This is a genomic window from Dyadobacter ginsengisoli DSM 21015 (assembly GCF_059568735.1).
The window spans coordinates 248635-267100 of the sequence record NZ_JCANTY010000003.1 but is presented as its reverse complement, the minus strand read 5'-3'; the positions used below and the strand labels follow the sequence as shown (position 1 = coordinate 267100).

The window sequence follows — 18466 nt, the reverse complement described above, 5'->3', positions numbered from 1 at the left end:
TCAAGGCTTGCTTCTCATGGAAATGACTTTGCCCGATTTGGGGTCTATTTCTTCGTGGGGTGACAATAGCACCATTCCTTCCATTCCCACTACTCTTACCGAGACATTGGCAACTCCTTTGGCGAGAATGCCAAGCAGGCGGGCTGCTTCTTTGCTCAGGTCAATCACGCGGTTCCTTGAAAATGGACCCCGGTCGTTGACTCTGACGATCACTTTTTCGTCGTTTTCCAGATTCGTCACTTCGAGCATGGTATTGAGCGGATAGCTTCGGTGGGCGGCCAGCAGTTCACTGCTTTTATGTACTTCCCCGAATGAGGTTTTCCTGCCGTGGAATCGCGCCGAATAGTAGGAGGCGTTTCCTGTTTCCGTTTTGCCTAGTTTGACTTGAGCAAATGCTTCGGGCAGCGCAGTAAGCGCTAATATGGTGAGAATCAGGATCCGACGATAAGTCATATCTCTGGATTTTGGTGAAACATAATAAGGTAAAAGTCCCTTATATCATATTTTTCTTTGGTAATTCAGAAGAATTTTAAAACCCACGAATTTCAAAACTAGTGAAAAAACTTAAGAAACCAGAAAAAGTTGCAGTTAATTTGAAGGCAGCGGTTGAGGGTAGTTGTAACCCGAAATCAACAAATCGCTAATATGTTCCCGTTTTTTTGTTAGCAGCAATAAACTTTATATTTTAGCGTTTGGAAACCTATTTAAAACTAAACATAGTGGAAGACAGAGAGCAAATCTACTCCAAAAGGGTCAGGGCGGGAAAACGGACTTACTTCTTCGATGTTCGCTCTACGCGATCTAACGATTACTATCTTACGATCACAGAAAGCCGTCGTCATCCGCAAGGAGACGGGTTTACGTATGAGAAACATAAGATGTTTTTGTACAAAGAGGACTTTGATAAGTTCGTGGATGCTCTGAAGGAAGCGGTAGATCACGTGAAAACAGAGTTGATGCCAGAGGTTGACTTCTCACAATTTGAATCCAAAGGGGACGAGGTAGATGTGGTAGGAGAGTCGGACCTTAAGTGGGATTAAGAAATTAAGATAATGAAAAGAAGCCTTCGCAATTGATTACGAAGGCTTTTGGTTTTTGTACCCGCTAAATAGTAATTTTGCCAAAATTATTATTCAGCAGGCGGGCATTCTTTGCGTTTAGCGTTACGGATGCGTTGCCCTTCAATGCTTACCTTTTATATATGAGTCTTCAATGTGGGATTGTGGGATTGCCGAATGTTGGGAAATCCACCCTTTTTAATGCCATTTCTACCGGCAAAGCCGAAGCAGCCAATTATCCTTTCTGTACTATAGAACCCAACGTTGGGGTGGTGACCGTTCCGGATGAGCGTTTGGATACACTTACCAAACTAGTGAATCCGCAAAAGGTGATCCCAACGATTATCGAGTTTGTGGACATTGCCGGGTTAGTAAAAGGCGCAAGTCAAGGGGCTGGTTTGGGAAATAAGTTTTTAGCCAACATCCGCGAGGTGGATGCGATCGTACACGTGGTGCGTTGCTTTGCAGACGATAATGTAGTCCACGTGGAGGGACGTGTCGATCCTGTTTTTGATAAGGAGATCATCGATGCCGAATTACAACTGAAAGATCTTGAATCGATCGAAAAGAAGATCCAGAAGACGGAAAAAGGTGCACGTGCAGGTGATGCCAAAGCCAAAGTTGAACTGGAATGGCTGAAAAAGTACAAAACGACGCTCGAAGAAGGAAGGAATGCACGGAGCCTTGAAATCGATGCCGAAACGAAGGAGTCGGTGATAGGTGATCTGCAGTTGTTGACCGCCAAGCCTGTTTTATATGTGGCGAATGTGGATGAAGGGTCGATGCTAACGGGAAATGAATATTCCGAGAAGCTGAGAGAGGCAGTAAAACACGAAGGTGCTGATGTGATCGTTCTTTGTGCCGCCATCGAGTCTCAGATTTCGGAGATCGAAGATCCGGAAGAGCATGAAATGTTCCTGAGCGAATATGGATTGCAGGAGTCGGGGTTGAGCAAATTGATCAAAGCGTCCTATGCGTTATTGAACCTTATTACCTACTTCACCGCCGGTGTGAAGGAAGTTCGTGCCTGGACGATCGTGAAAGGATGGAAAGCACCACAGGCTGCGGGTGTGATCCATAGTGATTTTGAAAAAGGATTTATTCGTGCCGAGGTAATCAAAATCGCCGATTACGAGCAATATAAAACAGAGGCTGGTGTGAAGGAAGTAGGGAAGATGGCTGTCGAAGGAAAAGAGTATGTTGTTGCGGACGGTGATATTATGCATTTCCGTTTCAATGTCTGACCGATCAGGTTATTTTAAATCAAAACGAGCGGCTCCTGCCGCTCGTTTTGATTTTGTGCTAATCTTCGTAATAATCGGGCGCATCCTTATAGATTACCGCCCGCAAGGTCTTAGCCATGTGCAGGATCGAATCCACCCTGTAATGTGCCTTTTTTAAAAGCTCGGGATTGTGCCCTTCATTGATCAGCTGCATAAACATTTCGCGGAGGAATACCAGGTCGTCGATGTTTTGTGAAAAGTCTTCAATCACGTACATCTGGAAGCCGCGATCTTCAAGCTGGGGAAAATACAACACGAGGTATAGGTCCGTTTTGATATAAAAACTGATCACATGGCTCATATCAAAATTGGAAGGCATTTCATCGCGATCGACCAGGCAATCGATAATATATTCCTCATCATTGGTGATAGAGATGTTTGATGTGAGGTAAACGCTGTTGGTCGATGATTTCATAACGTTAAGTGTTTAACGCCGCCGGTTCCATTCCACGGTGCGGTAGCCGACGAGGAGATCGGCCCGGCCAGCCGGCGGACGATGATAGATCAATATATCGTAGTCGTTTTCAGTAGTGGCATAATTCCCTTCCAAATAAGATTCATCAGGCTTTTGGTTTCCTTTAACGACCGTGTAATCGTAATTGATCACTCCCTGCTTGACCAATATTTCCACTTCATAGGCTTGCGTATCAGGATTGTAAGTCATTTTGTTCCGGTCGGTGAGCTGCCACAGATTAAATGCTCCATTGACATAATATACCGCTTCGGGGTCTTCCTCGGTCTTGAGTGTAAAAACAACAGGTGTGTAATCCGCTTCGACACTTCCCCGGCCGGATTCCCGCTGATCCACGATGTACTGGCCATTGAAATCATCTATCTGGACATATGCGCCGTTAGCCCTGGATTTGTCGGTGAAGAGGAAGAGTTTTGTGAAGTCGTCGGAACGCTCTATTTCTGTGATGCCATAGCCGCGTCCGGTTAATGAGCGGCTGTCAAAATACCTGAATTCGTTGCCGCCCGGGAAAGTGTTTTCCAGATCGAAGAAGGTGTATTCAAGGACCTGGTCAAACGGACGCACATTCGTGGGTTTGAAACCGGACTTTGCCTGATCCCAGCGGAAGTTTTTACGAAGCACCACTTTCAGATCAGATTGCGGTGCATTCAGCTGGTAGCCTTTGTAATCAACGGAAAAATCGATCTGCTGGTCGGAAAACTGCTGTTGGATACCCTGGGAAAAACGTGCCTGCGCAGTGATGTTTACACGCGGCTGATAATGCATAAACCTTCGGCTGAACATAAGTTTCCGGTCGCGGTCGGAATAGACGTAGATCACGTAGTTGCCGGGCAGTTTCAATTTGGGTAGTTCAAACCGGTAGTGAAAATACGGCACTTTGGTGCTAAATGACTGATCGTAAGTATTGATCGGATATTCATTGAATTCGTAAGTGAATTCGATGTCATTCAGGTTGGATTTGGTCCAGTCGGCATTGCAGTGAATGATTTTCGCGCGGTATCCGTCAAATTGCCCGGAAAGATCATCGAATTCCAACACTAGGGGTGCCGGATTATTCAGTGGACTGATTGCCGGTGTAAGAAGTCGTCTTGGGTTATCCGGTTCATCGATAGCCGGATAGAGCAGTACTGTCCTGATCTTTTCGTTGTAAATGTAGTCTTCCAGACGAAGGCCCTGGGGCTGCGCGTAAGCGATTGAATAACACAGAAACAGGCTTATCAGAAGTACAAAACGCATAGTGGAATTTTAAGAATGTAACGTTACTTTTTAATGTAAGGTACGTATAGTTAACAAAATGTGATTTGAACATTATTAACTATTTTTGATAGGAACTGTGACAACTCAGGCGATCAAAATGTATTCAGAACAGGAATATCTTGAATTGGAACGCGAAGCGGAGTACAAGAGTGAGTACTATCGCGGCGAGCTATTTGCCATGGCAGGGGCCGGTCGGAATCATAACCGGATCACGGAAAATTTATCAGGAGAGGTCTACATAGCGTTACGCGGAAAATCGTGTCAGAGCTTTTCCCGTGACATGCGTATCCATATTCCTGAAAACACTTTGTATACCTATCCAGACGTATTGATTACTTGCGGCAAACTTGAATTCCTGGATGAAAAAACAGACACATTGTTAAACCCGTCTGTGATTTTTGAGGTGCTTTCGCCTGGTACAGTTGCGTATGACCGGGGTGAAAAGTTCCATTTGTATCGCAGCATACGGACGCTAACAGAGTATGTTCTGGTTGATTCGCAAAAAGTTGGTGCTGATGTTTACCGGAAAGGGGAGAATGGCGTCTGGTACCTTGCCTCCACGGCATATGACATTGAAGGAAGCATCGAAATCGGACAGATTGGCCTGTCACTGAAAATGGCTGACATTTACAGGCAGACCGAAGGTTTATTGGGATAAACTTGAATGAAAAGAGGGAGCTTTTCCGACTCCCTCTCACGTTACTGCTATTTTCCTGAAAGCTCTTCCACTTCCAGCATCAAGTTTTCCCAGTCTTCAGTACTTTGTTCGAGCTTTTGCTTGATGTCCGTATAAAACCGGTTCATTTCAGCTAATGCTACCGAATCGTTGTATATTTTAGGATCAGACAGCTTGGCTTCGGTTTCTGTTTTCCTGACTTCCAGGTTGTTAATTGTGTCTTCCAGCTCTTCAATCTGCTTTCTCGCCTTTTTTAGCTTTTGGGCACTTTCGTTGGAAATGTCCTTACCATTGTTTTTGCCCGCACTGGCATTGCTGGCAGGCAGTGCATTCTTTTGCGGCGGTGCGCTGCTGACGACAGCTTTGTCACTCACCGCTGACTGCAACCCCCTTTCTTCCACCCAGATTTCGTATTCTTCATAAGTTCCGGGATATTCCTTGATCTCATGATCTTCGATGTACCAGATCTTGTTTGCGATGTTCTCGACGAAGTAACGGTCGTGGGATACTACGATATAGCTGCCTTCATATTGTTGCAACGCCTGGATCAGGATATTTACCGATTGCATATCCAGGTGGTTGGTAGGCTCATCGAGCAGCAGGAAGTTGGCTTGTGAAAGTAATACCTTCGCCAACGCCACCCGCGATTTTTCCCCCCCGGAAAGCACCTTGATTTTTTTGAAAACATCATCCCCCGTGAAAAGAAAGCACCCTAGTACTGTTCTGAGCTCGGTTTCCGTTTTGGTAGGATTAGCATATTTTAATTCTTCGATCAGGTTGTGCTGAATATTCAGGGATTCAAGCTGGTGCTGGGCATAAAATGTGAAGGATACGTTGTGTCCGAGCCTTCGTTTGCCTTCAATGGGCTCTGTTCCGGCTACTACACGCAGTACTGTGGATTTACCACGTCCGTTGGCCCCGATGAGTGCAATCTTATCGCCACGTTCCATGCTGATGTTGGTGCCTTCGAGAATGACCTTATCACCATAAGCTTTGGAAGCGTCTTCCAGCTGAAATACATGCCTGCCTGGTTGGGTGGTAAACTGGAAACGGAAATGAACTTTTGCATTCTCATCCAGAACCTCATCCACGATGTCCATTCTGTCCAAGGCCTTCACACGGCTCTGCACCTGACGTGACTTAGTCGCTTTCGCTTTGAATCGTTCGATAAAACGCTCGGTCTGACGGATTTTGGCTTGCTGGTTTTCATAGGCTCCACGCTGAATATCGTTGCGGAGTGCTTTTTCTTCCAGGTAATAGGAATAATTTCCAGCATAGTAATTCAGTTTTCCGCCCGAAACTTCCACGGTTGTATCGATAGTGTTGTCAAGGAATTGCCGGTCGTGAGAAACCACGATCACTGCACCTTCGTAGCTCTGCACATATTTTTCCACCCATTGAATGGACGGTAGGTCCAAGTGGTTGGTAGGCTCATCGAGCATCAGTAGGGACGGCTTCTGTAAAAGCAGTTTGGCCAGCATCACACGCATCCGCCATCCTCCGGAAAACAGTCTCAAAGGGCGATGCAGATCATCCGTCACAAAACCCAGACCTTCCAGAATAGCTTCTGCCTTTGATTGAACTGTGTATCCGTCGAGTGCCTCAAACTCATCCTGCACGCGCGCCAGCTTATCCACGAGCGCATCCGTGTAGTTGTGCTCCATATCGTGCAAGATCTTATCCATTTGCACCTGCAACAGATTCTGTCTTTCAAAGGCCTGCATCGCCACCGAAAGGATGGAATCATCGCTCTGGTAGGAAAGCAAATCCTGGTTGAGGAACCCGATGGTGCAGTCGCCTGATTTGGAGATATGTCCGCCGTCAGGCTGAAACTCTCCGTTGATCATACGCAGCAGTGTTGACTTACCGGTACCATTCAGTCCGATGAGTCCGATCTTTTGTTTTGGCTTGATATGCAGAGAGGCGCTGTCGTACAATGCACGGTCGCCCAGGAAATAGCTGAGGTTGGTAATCGCGATCATGGCGCAAAGGTACGGGGAAAGAAGCAGATACAAAAAGTGTAATGTTGGAATAGTTATAAAGACGACTAGCTGCGGCGGTTTGAATAGGTTAATTATGTAAATTTGGTCAATGAACAATCTCTTCCCCATATTCCTGAAACTTGAAAACCTGCACACGCTCATTGTGGGCGGAGGCAATGTTGGTTTGGAAAAAATTACAGCTGTTCTGGATAATTCGCCGCTTGCGCGCATAACCTTGGTGGCGCCCGAAATCAGGGAGGAAATTCGTACTCTTGCCGGGATCAATTCACGAATAAATCTAATTGTGCGAAGGTTTGCAGAACATGATCTCGCGGAAAAAGACCTGGTGATTGTGGCAACCAATGATAAAGAGGAGAACAAGCGGATTTCGGAGGCCGCCCGAGCCCGGCACCTGCTTGTCAATGTGGCCGATACACCTGATATCTGTGATTTTTATCTTTCATCAGTGGTCAGAAAAGGGAATCTTAAGGTAGCCATTTCCACAAACGGGATGTCGCCGACGCTCGCCAAACGACTGAAAGAAGTCCTCGGTGAAGCGCTTCCCGACAATCTGGAAACCGCCATGGAACAGCTCCGTGCGGTGCGCGAGATGTTAAAAGGGGACTTCGCATTCAAAGTGGACGAACTGAACCGAATCACTTCGGTTTTGACAGAAAAGAAAAAAGATGCTTCGTGAACAGGCCGAAATCGCTTTCTAAAACAATAAAATGCGGTTACCGGCTGTTTTTAGAAAGATAATTTGTTGAAATTGTGCCGCACCCATCCACAGTACCGGCATCCTGCGCGTATTGGATATATTCTTTTGTTTTTTGTGAGATTGGTAGGGGATAAATTTTGTCACCGCTTGCAGTAGAATGTTTTCGCTTTTACTGCGATAATATGTATTATTGAATTTATTAATTTTTAAAGCCGCTTCGGGCGGACGGGCAGTTATTTGGGGTTAGACTTATACTTATTTATATGAATCTTTTCTATCGGATCAGTGGCCTGAGTCGGCTGATGGTGTTGCTCCTGGGTGTCTTTTTTCTGTCTGCTCCTCCTTTTTCTTCCCTTGCATTCGCTGCCGATATCGATGTCAAAGGCGTGGTCAAAAGCAGTACCGGCGAACCACTGATCGGTTCTACCGTTAGGGTTAAAGGTCTGCAAAAAGGAACCGTCACCAATGAGAAGGGGGAATTTGTGTTGCAGGGTGTGAATGACAATGCCACATTGGTGATCACCATGATCGGTTTTTTGCCCAAAGAAGTGAAGGCAGCCCGCAGCATGAGTATCGAACTCGTGGAAGATGCCGTAGGCTTGCAGGACGTGGTTGTGACCGGTTTTCAACAAATTAATAAAGATAAGTTTACGGGATCGGCGGTAACACTCAAAACGGATGACGTCAAAATCGACGGGCTGCCGGATGTTAGCCGGATGCTCGAAGGGCGTGCTGCGGGCGTTTCGATCCAGAACGTTTCCGGGACCTTCGGAGCGGCGCCTAAGATCAGGATTCGTGGAGCGACTTCGCTGAACGGAGCTAACAAGCCGCTTTGGGTAATAGATGGGGTAGTACAGGAAGACATTGTGAACATTTCCAATGACCAGCTTTCCAGTGGGGACCCTACTACACTGCTCGGATCGGCTGTGGCCGGGCTGAACCCCAATGACATCGAGACATTCGACATTTTGAAAGATGCGGCGGCAGCTGCATTGTATGGCGCCCGTGCGATGAACGGAGTGATTGTGATCACGACCAAAAAAGGAAAGAGCGGGAAGCCGGTAATTACCTATTCCGGTAATTTCAGTACCCAACTGGTGCCATCGTATCGCAATTTCAATATTATGAATTCGGCTCAGCAAATGTCGGTGCTCGGGCAACTGGAACGGGAAGGGTATCTCACCTCGAGCGTTCTTTCCAAACCGGACTATGGTGTTTATGGCAAAATGTACAACCTCATGACCGGGGATGCACAAGGTAATTTTCCATTGGAGAACACGCCCGAGGCCAAGCGGAATTTTCTACTCGGTTATGCTAAAGCAAATACGGACTGGTTTGACGTGCTTTTCAAACAGAACTTCATCCATGAGCACTCTCTGAGCGTATCATTCGGCACGGACAAATCAAGTTCTTACGCTTCGGTAAGTTATCTGGACGATAACGGCTGGACGATTGCGGATAAGGTCAAACGTTACACGTTGAATTTTAACAATACTTACCAGCTCTCCGATCGGCTCACCATCGGGCTGACTACTCTGGCGTCGGTAAGAAGACAGCAGGCTCCTGGCTCACTGAGCAGAAGAAGCAACCCGGTGGAGGGTAAGTACGACAGAGATTTTGACATTAATCCGTTCAGCTACGCATTGAACACCAGCCGTACGCTGACTCCTTATGATGAGAATGGCAATCTGGAATTTTTCAGAAGGAATTTTGCCCCATTCAATATCATTTCGGAGCTTGAAAACAATAAGATCAGCCTGACGCTGGCAGATATCAAATTGCAGGGGAACGTATCCTATAAGATCACCGATCACTTTACCTACGATTTCCTGGGTGCACTGCGCTACATCCAGACCGGACGGGAGCATATGATCACGGAGAAAAGCAATATGGCCAATGCTTACCGGGCTGCGGAGAACTCCACAATTGCTTTGGCCAACAAATACTTGTATACAGATCCCGATGTGCCAAATGCTTATCCTGTGGTGGTGTTGCCGAGCGGTGGTTTCTACAACCGCAATGAGGACCAGATGCTTTTTTATAACGTCAGAAACAACCTGCGTTATAACAGAAAGTTCGCGGAGCGGCATGAGGCCAATGTGCTGGTGGGACAGGAGATCAAGTTCACCAACCGTCAGAATTCCAATAATACAGGATACGGTTTCCAATACGAACAGGGAGGAACACCCTTTGTGGATTACCGGATCCTGAAACAGACAATTGAGACTAACTTCCAATACTACGGAATGCGGATGGATTATGAGCGTTTCGCGGCATTCTACGGTAGTCTGGGGTATACGCTCGACGACAAGTACAATCTTACCGGCTATGTGCGTTACGACGGTTCGAACCGCTTCGGAAAGTCTGTCATTGCACGGTGGCTGCCTACTTATACCATTGCAGGGTCCTGGAACTTCGACCGCGAGAATTTCCTGAAACGTTTCAAATGGCTGAGTATGGGACGCCTTCGCCTGAGCTATGGTCTCTCCGCCGATACTGGCCCTGCAACCAATGCGGCTGTTTTGCTCCAGAGTATTATAACGCGTCGACCTTACGCTGACGAGAAAGAGTCAGCGATTGAACTGGCATCGCTGCAAAATACTGAACTTACCTGGGAGAAATTGTATAGCGGAAACCTGGGGTTGGATGTGGGACTTTTCGCTAACCGGATCAACTTTACGCTGGATGGCTACATCCGCAACAGCTTTGACCTGATTGACCAGATCAAAACCTCGGGTATCGGCGGACAGATTTATAAAATTGCCAATTATGCGGACATGCAGTCGCATGGAGTCGATTTTTCCGTGGATGGCGTGTTGTTCAAGAACAGGGATTGGGATTTTCGTTCACGCATTACATTCGGATATGCGCGTACACTTATTACGAATGTGGATAATAGTCCCGGCATATTTGACCTTGTGAAGGCGGAGGGCGCCAATATTCAGGGCAAGCCGGTGCGTAGTCTTTTTTCGATTGACTACGAAGCACTTAACCCGGTCAACGGCGTACCCATTTTCGTAAATGAGAATGGAGAAACGAGCTCTGATGTGTATTTGCAGGATCAAAACATTAAATATCTGAAATATGAGGGCCCTGTGGATCCACCGTTTACCGGCGGCTTTAATAATACGCTCACATATAAGGGATTGGCACTGAATGTGTTTTTTACGTACCAGGCCGGGAACAAGATTCGTCTGAACCCATCGTTCCGTGGTGCTTTCAGTGACCTGGACGCAATGCCGAAGGAGTTTCTCGACAGATGGGTAATTCCAGGCGACGAGAAGTTTCCTGCTACCCCCCAGATAAGTGATCAACTATGGCTGCAATATCTGGCTGGCACTTATCCATACAATATTTATAACTATTCAACCGAACGCGTGGCCAAGGGTGATTTTATACGTCTGAAATCAATATCGTTGTCGTATAAATTACCACTGCCGGTTATTGCGCGATACGGGTTCAAGGCTGCAAGTGTACAGGTTTCATCCATTAACCCATGGCTGATTTATTCGGATAAGAAGTTGAAAGGACAAGATCCGGAATTTTTTAACTCCGGTGGTGTGGCGCAGCCTATTCAAAAACAGTTTACGGTTGCATTGAAATTGACATTGTAACGAGAGGAAGATATATTTTTCAGATATGGGCATCAAGACTTTAAAAAAGATATTGCTGATCGTGCCGGTTCTCATCCTGGGCGGGTGTGAGGACTTCCTCTCCAAAGAGCCGGACAGCACCCGGGCGATAATCAACACGCCGAAAAAAGTTTCGCAGTTATTGACGACGGCCTATCCGCAAGGTAACTATCTGGTGTTTGCGGAAGGCATGAGCGACAATGTGGCCGACAAGGGAACCGGCACGGATGACAGAACTAACCGCGGCTCATTTCTTTTTGAAGTAGTGGAGGCCACGGTAGACCAGCAGGATTCACCCGATCAATATTGGGCTGAATGCTACCGAGCGGTGTCGGTGGCTAATGAAGCGTTGGATATCATTAGCAAGGTGTCCGATCCGGACGAATATTCGGCGCAGAAAGGGGAGGCTTTGCTGGCAAGGGCCTATGCACATTTCATGCTCGTTAATTACTATTGCAAATTCTTTGATCCACAACAACCCAACACGGATCCCGGTATACCTTATGTAACCGAGCCGGAAGACATTGTGATCAAGAAATACGAACGAAAAACGGTAGCCTACGTATACCAGATGATCGAAAAAGATCTTCTGGAAGGTCTTCCGCTGATCAGCGACGGTTCCTACACAGTTCCAAAATACCATTTCAATCGTGCAGCGGCCAATGCCTTTGCCAGTCGTTTTTACCTTGTAAAAAGGGATTATAAAAAGGTGGTTCAATATGCCAATGAAGTTTTTCCAAGTGGCAACTTTGCGGAAAATCTGAGACCCTGGAACACCACTTATTCCAGTCTGTCGCCTGCCGAGTTGTACAATATATATTCGCGGGCGTCGCAAAATGCAAACCTGCTGCTGATCGAAACGTCTTCTACCTACGGACGTTATGTCGCGACTTACCGTTACGGCATGAACTACGCCAAATGGCAGGAAATTTCGGCCAGCGAGGGTATTATCGCAGGAAATGCAAGCTGGGATTATCCGCTCTATACTCAGGGTGATAACAACTACCTGATCCCGAAACTGAACGAATATTTTGTTCGTGAGTCGGTGAATGCGGAAATCGGATTGCCCTACGTCATGCTACCGGCTTTCACGGCAGAAGAGGTGCTTTTCAACCGGATAGAGGCCAACGCTTTTCTCAACAATACAGCAGCCTGCCTTGCAGACCTCAACGTGTTCGTCAGCAAAAGGGTAAGCAACTACGATTCCGCTACGGACGTAGTGACTGCGAACAGCATCAACCGTTATTTTGGCGGTACTTTGAGAAATGGCATTGTTAACACCGTCCTGGCTTTCAAACGGGTAGAATTTGTACAGGAAGGGATGCGTTGGTTTGACATGCAGCGCTACGGTATTCCCGTTACGCATACGACCAAGGCCGGGGCAGTCATATCGGTACCTGCCGGCGACCCGCGCAGGATACTTCAGATTCCACAGTCTGCCTCAATATCAGGTATAGAACAAAATAGCCGGTAGGCGTTTAAAACCATGAAAATATTATTTAAACCTGTTCTGAAATACGTTTTCGCTTCACTGCTGTTCGGTGTAACGCTATCGGCGTGTAAAGAGGATGACCTGGGCAATGTAGACGATATCTCCGGGCTAGGCGGGGACGATTGGGTAAAGGGGCCGGTGGACCAGTGGATACTCGACAGTCTCACTAAACCTTATAATATTTCGGCGAAGTACAAATGGGATCAGTTCGAATTTGCGAACATCACCAAAACACTTGTACCACCTGACGAATCCCAGGTGGTTCCGCTCCTCAGCACTGTCAAAAAAGCCTGGACTATGCCTTATGTCGAGGAGGCGGGAAAGGTTTTTTATAACAAGTATTCCCCAAAGTTCTTCATTCTTTCGGGAAGTAACGAATATAATGCGGAAGGCTCGATCACCCTTGGAACCGCGGAGGGCGGACGCAAGGTTATTCTGTATGGTGTGAATTTGTTCAAGATCAAAGGAATGGAAGGTTACAATGCGGCCCGCGATTCTTCTTTTGTGAAAGATTGGTTTTTGCATACTATCCACCACGAATTCGGACATATCCTGCATCAGACGCAGCTTTACCCAGTCGAATACAAAAATATTACCAAGTCGTTATACCAGGGTGGTAACTGGATCAACTGGTCTGATGCCGACGCACGGCGAGATGGTTTTATCACCGCATATAGCTCGCTCAACTTCGATGAGGATTTCGTGGAGATGATCGCAATGATGCTTACAGAAGGGCGCGCCGGATTTGACAAGCTGGTGAACTCGATTCCCGAGGGCACCAGTCCGCGTGGAGTCACAAAAGCCCAGGCACAGGCGTCTTTGAGACAAAAAGAGGCTATTATTGTGGCTTATTACAAAAACACCTGGAAAATTGATTTTTACAGTCTCCAGAAGAAGGTGAGGACTTCGATGAATAAACTTTTTTAATGCCAGATGAAGAGATCTTTTTTATACCTGCTGTTTCTGACCACTGTTTTCTTTTCTTGTGAGAACAGCGACGATACGGTTTTTGAAGAATCTGCGGATGTACGTCTGAACGCAGCATTGGCGTCATATGAAAAGCAACTCGTGGAAGCGCCTTACGGATGGAACGCCATTATCTATCCTGGCGGCGGCGGCAGCTACGGGTTTTATTTCAAGTTTAATGATAAAAACCGGGTAACGATGTTCTCTGACTTCTCTGCCGATGCGGCCGCCAAGGCAAAAGAGAGTAGCTATCGGCTGAAAGCGGTTCAAACCCCGGTGCTGATCTTCGACACCTATTCATATTTGCACATATTATCCGATCCGGATGACGAAGTGAATAATGGAGTACGCGGTGAGGGACTGAAATCGGATTTCGAGTTCACAATTTTTCCCGACTCGGTCAAAACCGACGTAATTACCCTGGTTGGACGTAAAAACCAAAGCCGCCTGGTGCTGACCAAAGCTACCCAGGCTCAGGCGACGGCGTATACCAATGGCGATATGGCGAAGGGACTTTTGTTCAACAATATTGCCAAGTACCAGACCTATTTCAAGCGAGTAACGCTTGGCGGTGTTACCTACGAAGTCACGGTGAACCAGACAGACAGAACGATTAAGATGACCTGGCTAAATGGCAGTACTCCGAAGACTTTCACTACCGGCTACTATTTTACGACAGCCGGCGTTGTTTTCATTTCGCCGCTGGTGAACGGTTCGCAGACAATCACAGGTTTCAGCAATATAACCTGGAATGCCAATACAGTCCAGGTGGGATTGAGCGGAGGCGGGGCGAGCGGAATCGTCACGAGCGCGGTTAAACCACTGTCAGTTGACCTGGCGGCGGCCAAAAGATGGTGGCAAACACCTATCGAATCGGGTGGCGACTGGCGGACCAGGGATGCATTCCATGTAAACGGGGTTGATGATGCATTCAAAGTCAAAGACCTTAAATACGAAGAATCCGAATATGTCTTTTATATCTACCAGCCAGGCGCTGACTCCCGTTATGACTTATTCGGGCCTGTTTTCTACGACGGAGATGCGCTGAATCTGATTTACGCGCATGCGCCGGCTCCTGCGACATTTACTGCCGACGGGCGGGTTATTTTCAAGGATTATGCCAAATTAGGCCCTGTTCCCGATAGTGGGCCGGCGGTTCAGTCAGCGGCTTTGCTCTACGATACGAATGGTTTTTACCTTGTGCAGACATCCGAAACTACTTACGATATGGTGAGTGCCAAGGATGCCAAAGCCTGGATTAGCTGGCAGTAATTTTACCAGTACTTGCCGTTTTTCCGGGCAAACCAGAAGCCTCGCCAGAAGATTAGCAGGTGATTTAAAAGGGTGGGAAGTAAGCCGAAATGCTTTCGGAGTACTTTAAGCCGGTCTTTCAACGATCGGCGATGGTTTTTGACAGAAACCCCGCCCAGGAGATAGCGGCAGAGAACAAATGGGAGAAATTGGATCTGCCTAGCTTTTTTGAGGCAAGCAATCTCCCAGTCGATATCGGCGCTCAGGTTCTGATCGTCATAGCGCGGGGCGATTTGCCTGCGGGCAATAAATGCCTGATGGCAAACTTTCATACCCATTGAAAAATCCTTCCAGGTGAGGTGTCGGGGTAGATTATGTGGTGTAAACCGGCTCCGCAATCCTACTTCGGTGCCGTCTTCGCGGACCATCATAGCATCGCTGTAAAGTACATCCGCACCGGTTGATATTGCTGATAGCAGTTTCCCAAGCACCTCCATATCGTAAACTTCGTCACCGGCATTTAAAAACCAGAGGTATTCGCCGGATGAAACCGTCATCCCTTTATTCATGGCGTCATAGAGTCCCTTATCTTTTTCAGAGATAACCCGTGAGATGAAATGGGGGTACTGGCCGGCAATATGAAGGGTACGATCTGTGGAACCTCCGTCGATGATCAGATACTCGACTTCCGCCGGATTTTTTACATGAGTGAAAGCTTTTTCAGCACTTTTGAGAGTGCGTTCAAGAAACTGCTCCGCATTGAATGTGACAGTTATGATGGTAAGGAGCGGCGGGTTATCCATGCAGCACGGTTTGGTATAGTTGGGAATAACGGGTTGCCACGACTTTCTCCGAATAGGATCTCAAAGCCTTTTCGCGGGCTTTCCGGGAAACAGAATGATTGCTGTTTTGTTCGAAAACCCATCTGACTCCCTCTGCAATCGATTCTGCCGATCTCGCAACGGACACAAAGCCGTTATCCAGGTGATCGATCATTTCGGGGATTCCCCCTGTGTCAAATCCCACGGCGGGGGTGCCGCAGGACATAGCTTCCATGACGGTATTGGGCAGGTTGTCTTCCAGGGAAGGGACAACGATCATGTCTGCTGCGTTGTAGGCATTCACCATTTGCGCCGGATCGGTGATCTTTCCCAGGAAATGAACGTTTACCGGCATTTGCTCAAAATTTTCGGCCCGGCCCTTTCCGAAGATCATGACTTCCAGATCGGGGATATCCAACTTAGCCAGCGCCTGCTGAAAGTAACTGAAGCCTTTGCGGGGGTCCTGCGTGTTTGCACCTGCGAACAGGATAAGTTTTTTATCAGAAGGTAATCCTAATGCTATTCTCGCCTCCCCGGTATTGGTGGGTTTGAACAAATCCGTATCGATACAGTTTGGTATCGAAAGAGAAGCCATGTCGCGCGTCAAAGTTGCCTTTTTGACCTGATGATCGAGCCAGCCACTTGGCGAAACAAGCGTGAGTGAAGTATTTTCGTAGATTAAGCGCTTCTTTTCAAATTGATCGAAAGAAATGTCGTACTCTCCCGGACTTCGGAGATATGGACAATACCGGCAATGCGAAAGGTAATTGTCACAGCCCCGGTTATAGTGACAGCCACCGGTGAAGGTCCACAGGTCGTGAAGTGTCCAGATCACAGGTTTTCCGAGTGCAAACAGTTTCTCAAGATCTTCCAAAGACAGAAAACCAAAATTGATCCAATGTAAGTGGATAATGCTGGCTTGTTTCACCAAAGGATGTTCGCTAATGTCAGTGCCCGCCAAGGCTGGGGAAAAAGCAAATCTTATTGTTGCATCCCGCTCGTTGGGAAGGAACTGCAAGCGTTCGGAAACAAAATTCGCCCAGGCGATTTTTTCCTTCCATGGACTGTCTGCCACACTAGTTGTGCTTTCTCCGGGAGCTGATACTTTCGAAACCATCAGTTGTGAGTCGACCCCTGTCTTCAGAAGTGCCTGGTGCAACCTTGCCGCGGCAACTCCGGCGCCTCCTTCCCAATGAAAAGTACTTAGTTGAAGCACCATTTGATCGTTGTCGATAACTTGTGTTTTTGCGGGATGTAGATTCCGGCAAAGTAAAATTAATAGTTAAGGCTTTAAATAATTTTTATTCGGGGAAACTATCTTTATCGCAAAATAAGTAACCCGAGAACATGTCGAGCGAAAAACGAAGCCACGAGGCGCATTCGGAATGGTATGAATTGCAGTATGCGACCCAGGAGGCGAAGGATCGAGCCATTGAGTTGTGGGAGTATGACAATAAGCATCAGACCATTAACCACTGGATCCACAAGCGCATGCTCGAACTCACGGATCCGTTTGTGGGAGAACAGAAATCGTGGCTGACGGTCGGGGATGGATATGGTTTCGATGCGAACTATTTTTTTCGGAAAGGGCTCGATGTGACAGCCACTGACATAGCCGGTACTTTTTTGCCATTGTCGAAGTCGAGAGGATTTATTGAAAAATATTCGGTTGAGAATGTCGAGCGGCTAACTTTTGAGGATAATAGTTTCGACTATGTGTTTTGTAAAGAAGCTTATCACCATTTCCCAAGGCCGTATCTGGGTGTCTACGAAATGCTCCGCGTTGCCCGTGAAGCGATTATCCTGGTCGAACCGCACGACCCGATTTCGAAAATGCCTTTTTTGCTCGCATTAAGGAATATCTTCGACCGTTGGGATACGAAGGCCTTGCAGAAGTATTGGAAAAATCGTTATTCATTCGAGACCGTCGGGAACTACGTGTTCAAACTTTCCGAACGGGAGATGGACAAACTGGCCAATGGAATGGGGCTTCCGGCAGTTGCATTTAAGGGAATCAATAATAATTACTATCATCCCTCTTACGGTCGTGAAAAAGCGGATGATTCTTCGCCCGCCTTTCGGAAACTCAAACGAAAGCTTGGATTTCATAACTTTCTTACCTGGGCGTCAATTATGCCGTCACAGGTTCTGTGTGCGGTTATTTTCAAGACACTTCCTTCGGATCAGGTCATGAAAGCCATGCAACAGGAAGGTTTTCAGGTCCATATTTTCCCGCCTAATCCTTACGCAAGATAACATTGTTATTCAGACGACCTACTTAGTCGCTTAAAACCTATTGCGTCCCGTTCTGGTTGTGGAGGAGAAAGCAGAAAGCTTAACGCCTGGTGAATGTCGTTGAACTTGATTTGCATTTCATCTTCCAGTTTTTCGATTCTTTCTTTTAATTCCTTTGAATCGAGATAATGCTGACGGATCGACACAAATGCACGCATCATGGTGATATTGACCTGTAATGCCTTGTAGCTACTGAGCACGCTGGAAAGCATCGCGACGCCTTGTTCTGTAAATGCGAACGGTGCGTATTTGCTGTATTGACCACGTCCTTTCTCTAAGGTCACAATTTGTGACCTTAGAGAAAGGTGTTCTTCCCTGGTGAGTTCGAACATAAAATCGCTGGGGAAGCGCTCCATGTTTCTTCTGACAGCCTGTTTTAATGCTTTGGTTTGAATCTCGTACAAAGCGGCGAGGTCGAAATCCAGCATGACTTTGTAGGCGCGCAGCGTGAAAACTTTGTTTTCTATGACCAGTAGTTCCATAATTTTGGGACGGGAATCTTGTAACTGCTTTCAAGCAATACGTACAAATCGGCGGTTGGTCACACATTCATCGGTAATTTT

At 47.0% G+C, this 18466-nt stretch carries 16 protein-coding genes; 9 read left to right on the top strand and 7 right to left on the bottom strand.

Annotated features, from left to right (window positions below):
* Positions 1–453: a septal ring lytic transglycosylase RlpA family protein gene (locus BP71_RS11895; RefSeq protein WP_496379402.1), complete on the bottom strand. Its 453-nt coding sequence runs from the start codon at positions 451–453 to the stop codon at positions 1–3.
* A gap of 239 nt (positions 454–692) precedes the next feature.
* On the opposite strand from BP71_RS11895, the gene BP71_RS11890 reads away from it, so the two are divergent.
* A complete protein-coding gene (locus BP71_RS11890) occupies positions 693–1040 on the top strand; it encodes a DUF3276 family protein (protein WP_496379400.1) in 348 nt (115 codons plus the stop codon).
* Positions 1041–1201: 161 nt separating this feature from the next.
* The gene (gene ychF, locus BP71_RS11885; protein ID WP_496379398.1) at positions 1202–2302 is read left to right on the top strand and encodes a redox-regulated ATPase YchF; all 1101 of its coding nucleotides are present in this window, start codon (positions 1202–1204) and stop codon (positions 2300–2302) included.
* Positions 2303–2360: 58 nt separating this feature from the next.
* Here ychF and BP71_RS11880 read toward each other — a convergent pair whose 3' ends face one another.
* The gene (locus BP71_RS11880; RefSeq protein ID WP_496379396.1) at positions 2361–2756 is read right to left on the bottom strand and encodes a hypothetical protein; all 396 of its coding nucleotides are present in this window, start codon (positions 2754–2756) and stop codon (positions 2361–2363) included.
* 12 nt (positions 2757–2768) lie between these two features.
* Positions 2769–4049 (bottom strand): type IX secretion system plug protein, encoded by a 1281-nt coding sequence (locus tag BP71_RS11875; RefSeq protein ID WP_496379394.1) that lies wholly within the window; start codon positions 4047–4049, stop codon positions 2769–2771.
* Between the two features lie 118 nt (positions 4050–4167).
* Between BP71_RS11875 and BP71_RS11870 the strand changes: the two genes are divergently transcribed.
* Positions 4168–4728 (top strand): Uma2 family endonuclease, encoded by a 561-nt coding sequence (locus BP71_RS11870; RefSeq protein ID WP_496379392.1) that lies wholly within the window; start codon positions 4168–4170, stop codon positions 4726–4728.
* 47 nt (positions 4729–4775) lie between these two features.
* Here BP71_RS11870 and BP71_RS11865 read toward each other — a convergent pair whose 3' ends face one another.
* Positions 4776–6728, bottom strand: a complete 1953-nt coding sequence (locus BP71_RS11865; RefSeq protein ID WP_496379390.1) for an ABC-F family ATP-binding cassette domain-containing protein — start codon at positions 6726–6728, stop codon at positions 4776–4778.
* A 109-nt stretch (positions 6729–6837) separates the two neighbouring features.
* Between BP71_RS11865 and BP71_RS11860 the strand changes: the two genes are divergently transcribed.
* The 5 genes from BP71_RS11860 (at position 6838) to BP71_RS11840 (ending at position 14808) form a co-directional block, all read left to right on the top strand.
* Complete coding sequence (locus tag BP71_RS11860; RefSeq protein ID WP_496379388.1) at positions 6838–7425, top strand: precorrin-2 dehydrogenase/sirohydrochlorin ferrochelatase family protein; 588 nt, start codon at positions 6838–6840, stop codon at positions 7423–7425.
* A gap of 284 nt (positions 7426–7709) precedes the next feature.
* Positions 7710–11060, top strand: a complete 3351-nt coding sequence (locus BP71_RS11855) for a SusC/RagA family TonB-linked outer membrane protein (protein WP_496379386.1) — start codon at positions 7710–7712, stop codon at positions 11058–11060.
* A gap of 25 nt (positions 11061–11085) precedes the next feature.
* Entirely contained in the window at positions 11086–12552 is a 1467-nt protein-coding gene (locus BP71_RS11850) for a RagB/SusD family nutrient uptake outer membrane protein (protein WP_496379384.1), read from the top strand.
* Positions 12553–12564: 12 nt separating this feature from the next.
* Positions 12565–13497: a zinc-binding metallopeptidase gene (locus BP71_RS11845; RefSeq protein ID WP_496379382.1), complete on the top strand. Its 933-nt coding sequence runs from the start codon at positions 12565–12567 to the stop codon at positions 13495–13497.
* Between the two features lie 6 nt (positions 13498–13503).
* Positions 13504–14808, top strand: a complete 1305-nt coding sequence (locus BP71_RS11840) for a DUF4302 domain-containing protein (protein ID WP_496379380.1) — start codon at positions 13504–13506, stop codon at positions 14806–14808.
* 2 nt (positions 14809–14810) lie between these two features.
* Here BP71_RS11840 and BP71_RS11835 read toward each other — a convergent pair whose 3' ends face one another.
* Together BP71_RS11835 and BP71_RS11830 are read right to left on the bottom strand one after the other, a co-directional pair.
* Positions 14811–15590, bottom strand: coding sequence for a glycosyltransferase family 2 protein (locus tag BP71_RS11835; RefSeq protein ID WP_496379379.1), 780 nt, complete (start codon positions 15588–15590; stop codon positions 14811–14813).
* Positions 15583–16827 (bottom strand): glycosyltransferase family 4 protein, encoded by a 1245-nt coding sequence (locus BP71_RS11830; RefSeq protein WP_496379377.1) that lies wholly within the window; start codon positions 16825–16827, stop codon positions 15583–15585. Before BP71_RS11830 ends, BP71_RS11835 begins: the two co-directional genes overlap by 8 nt.
* Before the next feature lie 128 nt (positions 16828–16955).
* Here BP71_RS11830 and BP71_RS11825 point away from each other — a divergent pair, with 128 nt between their 5' ends.
* On the top strand, positions 16956–17864 hold the full coding sequence (locus tag BP71_RS11825; protein WP_496379375.1) for a class I SAM-dependent methyltransferase: 909 nt from the start codon (positions 16956–16958) through the stop codon (positions 17862–17864).
* A 5-nt stretch (positions 17865–17869) separates the two neighbouring features.
* On the opposite strand, the gene BP71_RS11820 is transcribed toward BP71_RS11825, so the two are convergent.
* Positions 17870–18385 (bottom strand): ORF6N domain-containing protein, encoded by a 516-nt coding sequence (locus BP71_RS11820; protein WP_496379373.1) that lies wholly within the window; start codon positions 18383–18385, stop codon positions 17870–17872.
* Positions 18386–18466: the final 81 nt, after the last annotated feature.